The organism is Streptomyces sp. NH27 (assembly GCF_056859195.1).
Window position 1 is genome coordinate 1 of sequence record NZ_JACEGK010000272.1, and the last position, 10451, is coordinate 10451.

The 10451-nt window shown below is 73.1% G+C and carries 7 protein-coding genes; 3 read left to right on the forward strand and 4 right to left on the reverse strand.

The features are described from left to right. The 4 genes from AC13HU_RS21740 to AC13HU_RS21755 form a co-directional block, all read right to left on the reverse strand. A partial coding sequence (locus AC13HU_RS21740; RefSeq protein WP_483043589.1) for a glycoside hydrolase family 2 TIM barrel-domain containing protein occupies nucleotides 1-2858 on the reverse strand: 2858 nt, incomplete at its 3' end. 164 nt (nucleotides 2859-3022) lie between these two features. After that, nucleotides 3023-3187, reverse strand: coding sequence for a hypothetical protein (locus AC13HU_RS21745; protein WP_483043590.1), 165 nt, complete (start codon nucleotides 3185-3187; stop codon nucleotides 3023-3025). 127 nt (nucleotides 3188-3314) lie between these two features. Next, nucleotides 3315-4847, reverse strand: coding sequence for an acyl-CoA carboxylase subunit beta (locus AC13HU_RS21750; RefSeq protein WP_483043594.1), 1533 nt, complete (start codon nucleotides 4845-4847; stop codon nucleotides 3315-3317). 180 nt (nucleotides 4848-5027) lie between these two features. After that, nucleotides 5028-5234: an acyl-CoA carboxylase subunit epsilon gene (locus tag AC13HU_RS21755; protein ID WP_483043591.1), complete on the reverse strand. Its 207-nt coding sequence runs from the start codon at nucleotides 5232-5234 to the stop codon at nucleotides 5028-5030. 292 nt (nucleotides 5235-5526) lie between these two features. On the opposite strand from AC13HU_RS21755, the gene AC13HU_RS21760 reads away from it, so the two are divergent. The 3 genes from AC13HU_RS21760 (at nucleotide 5527) to AC13HU_RS21770 (ending at nucleotide 10378) form a co-directional block, all read left to right on the forward strand. Continuing rightward, on the forward strand, nucleotides 5527-7635 hold the full coding sequence (locus tag AC13HU_RS21760) for an FAD/NAD(P)-binding protein (RefSeq protein WP_483043592.1): 2109 nt from the start codon (nucleotides 5527-5529) through the stop codon (nucleotides 7633-7635). Between the two features lie 56 nt (nucleotides 7636-7691). Next, a complete protein-coding gene (locus AC13HU_RS21765; RefSeq protein WP_483043595.1) occupies nucleotides 7692-9143 on the forward strand; it encodes a nitrosuccinate lyase in 1452 nt (483 codons plus the stop codon). Between the two features lie 194 nt (nucleotides 9144-9337). Next, nucleotides 9338-10378: a methyltransferase gene (locus AC13HU_RS21770; protein WP_483043593.1), complete on the forward strand. Its 1041-nt coding sequence runs from the start codon at nucleotides 9338-9340 to the stop codon at nucleotides 10376-10378. The last annotated feature ends 73 nt before the right edge of the window (nucleotides 10379-10451 follow it).

Consider the following 10451-nt stretch of genomic DNA (forward strand, 5'->3'; position numbering starts at 1 on the left):
ACCCCGTGCAGTCCGTGGTCCAGGTGCAGCCACAGCACGTCGCCGCGCCTCAACTCGTACGTGTGCTCGGCTGCCGCGAGGTCGTCGGTGCTCCACGGCCGGGCGGTGAACCAGAAGGGTGGCGCACCGGTGACCCGCAGCCCGGTGCCGTCGGGTCGGCGCAGTTCCGCCCACCGCACGTCGGCGCGGGCGCCGTTCTCCTGCGGCCGCACGTAGGGCGTCTGGAGGCCGTCGAGGGTCGAGCGGTACCGGCCGAGCCGGGACGCCTGCCGGGTGTCCGGGTACGCCTCGCCGGGCCCGCCGCCGTACCACTCGACGGCGTCGAGCGTGGGGCTCAGCCCCAGCCGTATGCCGAGCCTGGGCAGCGGCAGCGTCCACGGGCCTTCCGGGGTGACCTCGACGTCCAGGGCGAGCTGGTCGCCGGCCGCGGTCCAGCGGTAGACCGTGCGCAGTCCCAGGTCGGAGGCGGCCGGTGCGACCCGGGTGGAGACGGTCAACGTGTCCGCGCCGCAGGACACTTCGTCGATCCGGTGCCGCATCCGGTCCAACCCGGCCTCGCGCCAGCGGCGTTCGAGCTGCCCGTCCGGATACCAGTCCGCGCCGCGGTCGTTGTCGATCGGCGCCCGCCACACGTCCAGCCGGGGGCCGTCCAGCACGGCGCCGTCCAGGTGGCGCAGGGTGCCGTCGGCCGCGTCGAACATGCCGGGGCCGAGCATGATCAGCCCGCCCTCGACCCGCCGCGGGGTGTGCGGCGCGCCGGGCAACGGGCCTGCCGGCACGGCCGGTCGAGCCACCTCGAACTGGGCCCACGCCACTTCGTGGCCGGACGGCGCCCACGCGGTGTCCTCGGCGAGCACCGCCCGCACCGTCCAGCACGCCTCGCGGTCCGCCGCGGTCCGCGGCTCCCGCGGCAGCGCCACCTCGGCGCTCGCTCCCGGCGCCAGCGCGGGCACCTCAAGCCGTCCCTCGGCGACGAGTTCGCCCTCCTCCTCGTACGCCCAGTGGAAGGACAGTCCCGAAACGTCCGCGAAGTCATGGCGGTTGGTGACGGTCAGCAGGCCGCGCGCCAGATCCGCGGCGAAGCCGACCGGCTGCACCACCTTCTTGTACTCGACCAGCCCGGGGGAGGGCGTCCGGTCCGGGAAGAGCAGCCCGTCGCAGACGAAGTTGCCGTCGTGCAACTCCTCGCCGAAGTCCCCGCCGTAGGCGAAGTACGCGTCGCCGTCCGCGGTGCTGCGGCGCAGCCCGTGGTCGATCCACTCCCACACGAAGCCGCCCTGGCAGCGTTCGTACGTCTCGAAGATCCGCTGGTACTCGGTGAGTCCGCCCGGACCGTTGCCCATCGCGTGGGCGTACTCGCACAGGATGAACGGCATCGCGCGCCGCCGCCGGTCCAACTCGGCGTCCAGGAGCGGTGGTTCGGCGCGACGGCCGATCGACTCGCTCTCCTCGTGGTTGGCGTACATCCGGGAGTAGACATCGACGTCCGCGCAGGACTGGTCGCCCTCGTAGTGGATCGGGCGGGCCGGGTCGCGGTGCCTGATCCAGTCGGCCATCGCGGACAGGCCGCGTCCGATGCCGCATTCGTTGCCCAGCGACCACATCAGCACCGACGGGTGGTTCTTGTCGCGCTCCACCATCCGGGCGGCCCGGTCCAGCAGCGCGGGCGTCCACCGTTCGTCGTCCACCGGGTTGCGGCGCCAGTCGACCTCGAAGAAGCCGTGCGTCTCCAGGTCGCACTCGTCGACCACCCACATCCCCAACTCGTCGCACAGGTCGAGGAACGCCGGGTGCGGCGGGTAGTGGCTGGTGCGGACCGCGTTGATGTTGTGCTGCTTCATCAGCAGCAGGTCCCGGCGCATCGTCTCCAGGTCCACCGCCCGGCCGTGGTCGGGGTCGAACTCGTGCCGGTTCACGCCGCGGAACAGGATGCGCCGCCCGTTCACCTTCAGCACGCCGTCCTCGACGACGACCGTGCGGAAGCCGATCCGCAGCGGGACCCGCTCGCCCTCGGTGGCCAACTCCGCGTCGTACAGCCGTGGTACCTCCGCCGACCACGGCTCCACCGGCACCACCGCGGTCTCGCCGGTCGCGATGTCCAGGCCCAACTCCGGTACGGTCACGGTGCCTTGGGGATCGCAGTCGACCCGCAGCGAGCCGTTGCCGGTCAGCTGGTCGTACTCGCAGTGCACGAAGAAGTCGGTGACGGCGCCCTCGGGCCGCTCGATCAGCGTGACGTCGCGGAAGATGCCCGGCAGCCACCACATGTCCTGGTCCTCCAGGTAGCTGCCCGAGGACCACTGGTGCACCCGCACCGCCAGGACGTTCCCGCGCGGCCGCAGCAGCTCGCCGACCTCGAACTCCACCGGCAGCCGGCTGCCCTTGAAGGTGCCCAACTCCTCGCCGTTGAGCCAGACCCGGGCGCAGGAGTCCACCCCGTCGAAGCGCAGCACCGCCGCGCCGCCCGGCCAGTCGCCCGGCAGGTCGAAGCCGCGCAGGTGGTCCCCGGTGGGGTTCTCCGTCGGCACCCGCGGCGGGTCGACCGGAAACGGGTAGCGGTTGTCGGTGTAGGCGGGCCGCCCGTAGTCCTGGCCGCGGCCGTGGCCCTGGAGCGGCCAGTGCGAGGGCACCGGCAGTTCGTCCCAGCCCGAGGCGTCGAAGCCGGGCCGGGCGAACGAGTCGTCCTGCCCCTCCGCCGTCGCCGACAGCCGGAACCGCCATGCCCCGCCGAGGTTCACCCGGCGCGCGTCGGACACCCCCGTCCATGCCCGTGGCGGGAGCGCTCCCGTTCCCGGCCCCATGTCCTCGTAATACGGCAGCGGCCCGGACGGCGCCTCGTGCATGGTGCTGCTCCTCATGGTTCCGTCGAACGAATGTACCGGCCTGCGACCACGATTCTTCGCCAGCTGGGAGGCGCCGCGCCAGCCATCACGCGGACGGATTCGGCGGATTCATGTCACGCACAGGCGCCGTCGGAGCGATCGCCTGCCGTGCACCGACGGGTCGCGCGGCGACCGCGTCGCTATGCCTGGGCGACCTGAACACCGGACCAGCACAGCACCACGCCCAGGACGAGAAGGCTCGGGTGCATGCCGTGACCCGTCTTCCGGGCCTTCAGCTCGCGCCTGGCCAGCAAGACGCCGCCCAGCAGGAGCACACTTGCGGCGATATTTCTGATGACATGCATGACGGCCGTTTCCCCCCTGTGGAAATGGTTCAGCGCAGTCTCTCATCCTGCGGTCCTCTTGGGACACCTTCGTCCGCAAAGTGGGGGTTCGCGGGCGCGACGAGACCCCGCTCGACCCGCGCCCCGGTCACTGGGGAGGGTTGCCGTGCTTGCGCAGCGGCAGGTCCGCGTGCTTGGAACCCAGCATCCTCCGCGCGGAGATGAGCACCTGCCGGGTGTCGGCCGGGTCGATCACGTCGTCCACCAGGCCGAGTTCCGCGGCGTGGTACGGATGCATCAGCCGGGTCCGGTACTCCTTCACCAGGTGCTCGCGCTCCGCCTCGGGGTCGGCCGCCTCCGCGAGCCGGCGCCGGAAGATCACGTTCGCGGCGCCCTCCGCGCCCATCACCGCGATCTCGTTGGCCGGCCAGGCGAAGGTGAGGTCGGCCCCGATCGACTGGCTGTCCATCACGATGTAGGCGCCGCCGTACGCCTTCCGCATGACCAGCGAGACCCGCGGGACGGTCGCGTTGCAGTAGGCGTAGAGGAGTTTGGCGCCGTGGCGGATCACGCCCCCGTGCTCCTGGTCGGTGCCCGGCAGGAAGCCCGGCACGTCCAGCAGGGTGACGAGGGGGACGTTGAACGCGTCGCAGGTCTGCACGAAGCGGGCGGCCTTCTCGCTGGCCTTGATGTCCAGCACCCCGGCGAGCGTCTGCGGCTGGTTGGCCACGATGCCCACCACCGCGCCGTCCAGCCGGGCCAGGGCGCAGACCACGTTGCGCGCCCAGTGCTCGTGCACCTCCACGTACTCCCCGTCGTCGACGATCTCCTCGATCACCCGGCACACGTCGTAGGGCTGGTTGCCGTTGACGGGCACCAGATCGAGCAGCGCTTCGCAGGAACGGTCCGCCGGGTCGTCGGCGGTCACCTCCGGCGGCATCTCCCGGTTGTTGTGCGGCAGCAGTGACAGCAGATGGCGGACGTCGGCGAGACAACTCTCCTCGTCGTCGTGGACGAAGTGCGCCACGCCGCTGACCCGGGCGTGCACGTCGGCGCCGCCGAGCCCGTCGTGCGTGATCTCCTCGCCGGTCACCGCCTTGACCACGTCGGGGCCGGTGATGAACATCTGCGAGACGCCGCGGACCATGAACACGAAGTCGGTCAGCGCCGGGCTGTACGCGGCGCCTCCCGCGCACGGACCCAGCATGACGGAGATCTGCGGGATGACGCCGGACGCCCGGGTGTTGCGCTGGAAGATCCCGCCGTAGCCGGCCAGTGCCGAGACGCCCTCCTGGATGCGCGCGCCCGCGCCGTCGTTGAGGGAGACCAGCGGGGCGCCGACGGCGATCGCCTTGTCCATCACCTTGTGGATCTTGGCCGCGTGCGCCTCCCCCAGCGCCCCGCCGAAGATCCGGAAGTCGTGGGCGTAGACGAAGACCGTGCGGCCCTCCACCGTGCCCCACCCGGTGACGACGCCGTCGGTGTAGGGCCTGCGGTCCTCCAGGCCGAAGCCGCTCGCCCGGTGCCGGCGCAGCTGCTCCGTCTCGTGGAAGGAGCCCTCGTCCAGCAGCAGCGCGATCCGCTCGCGCGCGGTGAGCTTCCCCTTGGCGTGCTGCGCCTCGGTCGCCCGGGCGCCGGGTCCGTCCACGGCCCGCTGCCGTATGTCGCGCAACACGGCCACGGGCCCGCCGGGTTCGTCCGGGTCCGGGTCCGGGCGCGAGCGCTCCTTCGCGTCGGCGCGCTCGTCGGCGCCGATGCGCTCGTCCGCGCCGGCCTCTGCTTGCGGGGGTTGGTCTCCGCGGGTGTGCAAGCGGGAGACATCATCGGTCAGGGTCACGCCCGTCCCTTCTCCGTGCGGCCACTACTGCCAGCTGTGCGGCGACCGGTACGCCGCCACGCGGTCCCATCGGTGCCACGGCGCCGTGGGCGGCGGTGGCGCGCCGTCCTCGCCCGCCGGTGCCCGCAGCCGGCCGAGCGCCGACATCAACACGACGGTCAGCACGGCCAGTTCCACCTCGTCCACCGATCCGCGCTCCACCCGTACGGCCTCGGCCGTCGACTGCTCCACAGGACACCTCCCGGCTCTCCCGCCACGGTGCGGCCCGCCCCTGCAGGGCGGTTGGTGTCCCGCTCGACATCCAGCAGTGCCGCCCGGTGTCCGCAGCAGGCCGCAGCAGGCCGCCGTGGGCCTCCAACGGGACGCGAGTGCAGGTCGAGCGTCCCTCCCGGGCGGGTGGGGAGTGTGGAGCGCGCCGCACGGCGATTGTGTGCAGGCCGGTGTGCCCCCTCCGCGACAAGGAGAACGCGACCATGCCAACGCTCCTTTTGAGGCACGACCCACTGCCGGGCGGAGCGTCTTGGTGAGCGGCCGGCGCACGGAGGTGTGCCTCGTCGGGGCCGGACCACGCGGACTCTCCGTTCTTGAGCGACTCTGCGCGCAGGAGCGGAAGTCCCCGCTGTGGGACCACGTGACGGTGCACGTCGTCGACCCGGAACCGCCCGGCGCGGGCCGGGTGTGGCGGCCCTCGCAGTCGCCCCACCTGCTGATGAACACCGTCGCCTCGCAGGTCACGGTGTACACGGACGAGAGCGTCGGGATCCGCGGCCCGCTGGAGGAGGGGCCGAGCCTCTACGAGTGGGCCAGATCGCTCGGCCGGGGCACGCTTCCGCCGGGACCGGCCACGCCGACCGGGGCGCGGGTACTGGCCGAGGTCGAGGCGCTCGACCCGGACACCTATCCCACCCGCGCACTGTACGGCCACTATCTGACCTGGAACTTCCACCAGATCGTGGCCAACGCCCCGGCGCACGTGGTGATCCACGCGTACCCCCTGCGCGCGGTGGCCCTGGAGGAGGAGCCGGGCACGCCGGACGCGCCGTACGGTCCGGGCGGGCACGGACCGCAGAGCGTGCTGCTGGAGGACGGAACCCGGCTGACGGGGCTGTCCGCGGTGGTGCTCGCGCAGGGGCACCTGCCCACCCGCCCGGACGAACACGAGCGCACGCTCGCGGACTTCGCCGCCCGGCACGGGCTCATCCACATCGCCCCGTCCAACCCCGCGGACGTCGACCTGTCGTGCGTTCCGCCGGGCGAACCCGTACTGCTGCGCGGGCTGGGCCTGAACTTCTTCGACTACATGTCGCTGTTCACCCATGCCAGGGGCGGCAGGTTCGAGCGCGTCGACGGACGGCTCGTCTACCGGCCGTCGGGCCGGGAGCCGAAGATGTACGCCGGTTCGCGGCGCGGCGTCCCCTACCACTCCCGCGGCGAGAACGAGAAGGGCGCCCACGGCCGCCACACCCCGCGGCTGCTGACCGTCGAACACGTCGCGGGACTGCGCGCGCCGGGCGTGAAGCCGCTGCGCTTCGGCACCGATCTGTGGCCGCTGATCTCCAAAGAGGTGCGGAGCGTCTACTACGAGGCCCTGTTGACCACGCGGGGCGACGACCAGGCCGTCCTGGCACGGTTCGCGTCGCGCTTCCTGCGGGCCACGACGGGCCAGGTGGAGGACGCCGAACTCGACGCCGTCGGGATCGGGCCCGAGGACCGCTGGGACTGGGACATGATCACCCGCCCGTACGGCTCCCGGGTCTTCGGCGACCTGCCGGAGTTCCGCGGCTGGCTGCGCGAGCATTTGGTCCAGGACGTACGGGAGGCGCACCGGGGCAACGTGCACGGCCCGCTCAAGGCCGCGCTGGACGTGCTGCGGGACCTGCGCAACGAGATCCGGCTCGCCGTCGACCACGGCGGGCTCGACGGAGCCTCGTACCGCGACGAGTTGGACCAGTGGTACACGCCCCTCAACGCCTACCTGTCCATCGGCCCGCCCGCCCGCCGGGTGGAGGAGATGATCGCGCTGCTGGACGCCGGGGTGCTCGACCTGACCGGCCCCGGCATGCGGATCACCCCCGACCCCGGGGACGGCGTGCGGGGCGCGGGCTTCGTCGCCACGTCGACCGAGATCCCCGGCGTACGGATCCGGGCCACCACACTGATCGAGGCCCGGCTGTGCGAGACCGACCTGCGCCGCACGGCCGACCCGCTGCTGCGGCGGTTGCTGGACGCCGGGCAGTGTCGCCCGTACCGCATCCCCGGGGAGGACGGTGACTACGAGACCGGCGGGCTCGCCGTGTCGGCCCGGCCGTACCACCTGCTGGGCGCCGACGGCACGGCGCATCCACGGCGCTTCGCCTACGGGGTGCCCACCGAGTCGGTGCACTGGGTCACGGCCGCCGGGATACGGCCCGGGGTCGGGTCCGTGACGCTGGAGGACTCCGACGCCATCGCGGGCACGGTACTCGCGCTGCCCGCCCCGCCGGGGCCGGCGCCGGACCGGGCGCACCGGGCGGACGGCCCCGCGGTGGCGGACACGGTGAACGGCACCGCGGGCGGCGCTTCCGGTGGTGCGGCCGCTCCCGGGACTCCCGGCGCTCCGATCGCCACCCGTACGAGAGAGGTGCACCAGTGAGCACACCGCGCAGCGAGTTCGCAGCCGCCGCCGGGGACGCCGCGCGGCCGGAGGAGGTGCCCGCGGCGCAGCCGGACTCCGGGCTGCTCTCCCCGGTGCGCGTGGGCACCGCCGTGGAGGCCGCGGTCGGTGACACCGCCTGGTTGCAGGCGATGTTGGACGCGGAGGCCGCCCTGGTCAGGGCGCAGGTCCGGTGCGGCACGGTGCCGGCCGCGGCGGCCGAGGCGATCACCGCCGCCGCCCGGGCCGAGCTCTTCGACGTGCGTGAACTGGCCCTGGCCGCCCGCAGTACGGCCAATCCCGTGGTCGGTCTGGTGGCCGCGCTGACCCGGGCGGTCGCCAAGGAGGCACCCGAGGCCGCCGAGTACGTGCACCGCGGGTCCACCAGCCAGGACATCTTCGACACCGGCGCCATGCTGGTGGCGTCGCGGGCGTTGCGCCCGCTCCTGGCGGACCTGCGTGCCACGGCCGGTTCCCTGGCCCGGCTCGCGGCCACGCACCGGGACACGGCGATGGCCGGCCGGACGCTCACCCTGCACGCCGTGCCCACCACCTTCGGGCTGAAGGCGGCCGGCTGGCGGCAGCTCGTACTGGACGCGATCGCCCGCCTGGAGCGGGTGGCCGATGACGGGCTCCCGGTGTCCCTGGGCGGCGCGGCCGGCACGCTGGCCGGCTATCTCCAGTACGCGACCGGGGCGCACTCCGACACCGGGGCGCACTCCGATACCGGGGCGCACTCCGACACCGGGGCGTCCTCGGGCACCGGGACAGACGGCCCCGACGACGCACTCGACGCGCTGGTCGACGCCTTCGCCGCGGAGACGGGCCTGGCGCGGCCGGTACTGCCCTGGCACGCGCTGCGCACCCCGATCACCGACCTGGGCGCGGCCCTCGCCCACACCGCGGGCGCCCTGGGCAAGATGGCGGCGGACGTCCAGGTCATGGCGCGCACCGAGATCGGCGAGGTCGCCGAGCCCGGCGGGACCGGGCGGGGCGCGTCGTCGGCGATGCCGCACAAGCGCAACCCGGTCCTGGCGACGCTCATCCGCTCCGCCGCGGTGCAGGTTCCGGCGCTCAGCTCCGTGCTGACGCTCTGCATGCCGGCCGAGGACGAACGCTCCGCCGGGCTGTGGCACGCCGAGTGGCAGCCGCTGCGCGAGTGCCTGCGGATCACCGGCGGGGCCGCGCACGCGGCCGCCGAGCTGGCCGCGGGCCTGACCGTGCGCCCGGGGCGGATGCGCGACAACCTCGACGCGACCGCCGGACAGATCGTCTCCGAGCGCGTCTCGGCGTATCTGGCGCCCCGGCTCGGCAAGGTCGCGGCCAAGGAGTTGCTCACCGCCGCCTCGCAACAGGCGGGACTGACCGGCCGTCCGCTCGGTGAGGTGCTGGCCGGCCTGCCTGAACTGGACGGTGTCCTGGGCCGGGAGGAACTGGCGGAACTGCTCGACCCGGAGCGGTACACCGGAGTCGCCGGGCCCCTGGTCGACCGGGCCCTACGGGAGTGAGGCGGCGCCGGCCGGGGCCCGCGAGGACCTCGACGGCCTCGGTCACCCCGCGCGTTCCGCAGTTCCGCGCCCTGCCAGGAGCCGCCTCCGGCGCCACTCCTTCGACCTGTGCACATTCCCGCATCCCATCGCCCCAGCTGGAGGATTCCATGCCGCCCCTGCCGCCCGCTCGTGTCGTCCGCGCCATAGAAGGTGTGCGCTCGGCTCTGCAGGGCCTGACGCGCAAGCTCGCACCGCCGCCGTTCGCACTCCTCGAACTGGTCCAGGGAGCCATGGTCAGCCAGGCCATCTACGTGGCCGCCGAGTTGCGGGTCGCGGAGACCCTCACCGACGGCCCGCTGCGGCCGGAACAGATCGCGCAGCGGACCGGATCCGACCCCGAGACGCTCCACCGGCTGCTGCGCCTGCTGGCGACCTACGACATCTTCACCGAGCTCAAGGACGGCCGGTTCGGGCTGACCCCGATGGCGCGGGCGCTGATCGAGGACGCGCCGATGTCCATGTACGGCATCGCGCTGCTGATGGGCCACCCCATCCACTGGGAGGACTGGGGCCGGCTGGCCGAAGCGGTGCGCACCGGGGAGCCGAGCCTGCCCAAGCTGCGCGGCATGGGCGCGTTCGAGTTTCTGGAGGCCAACCCCGAGTACGGCGCCATCTTCACCGGCGGCATGGGCGCGATGTCGGCCACGGAGACCGAACCGCTGCTCGCGGCCTACGACTTCAAGCGCTTCGGCACCGTGGTCGACTTCTGCGGCGGCCGGGGCGACCTGCTGGCCGGCGTGCTGAAGAAGGTCCCCTCGGCGCGCGGCATCCTCTCCGATCCGCGCGTGGGCACCAACGGCGCGGCCGACTTCCTCCAGGAACAGGGCATGTCCGAGCGCTGCTCGATCGCCGACGGCGGACTGTTCGACCCGGTGCCGTCCGGCGGGGACGCGTACATCCTGAAGCACATCGTGCACGACTGGCCCGAGCCGCAGGCCCTGGAGATCCTCCGGAACGTGCGGGAGGCGATGAACCCGGGCGGCCGGCTGCTCCTGATGGAGATGGTCATCCCCGACAAGCTCGACGGCCCGCACGCGGGCAAGTTGACCGACCTGTGGCTGATGCTGCTGGTCGGCGGAAAGGAGCGGACCCGCGCCCAGTACGCCGACCTGCTGGCCAAGGCCGGGTTCGAGCTGGAGCGTGTCGTGCAGACACCGGCGGCGATCTCCGTCGTCGAGGCGAGCCGGCGCTGACCGCACCAGCGCCGGACCGGCCCCGCGGCCCAATGGGCCGCGGGGCCGGTTCACGTCCGCGCCGTGCGTGGCG

Bases quoted from the DNA above. Each gene is read 5' to 3' on its own strand.
- AC13HU_RS21745 (WP_483043590.1), bottom strand. From the start codon at position 3,187: ATGCATGTCATCAGAAATATCGCCGCAAGTGTGCTCCTGCTGGGCGGC.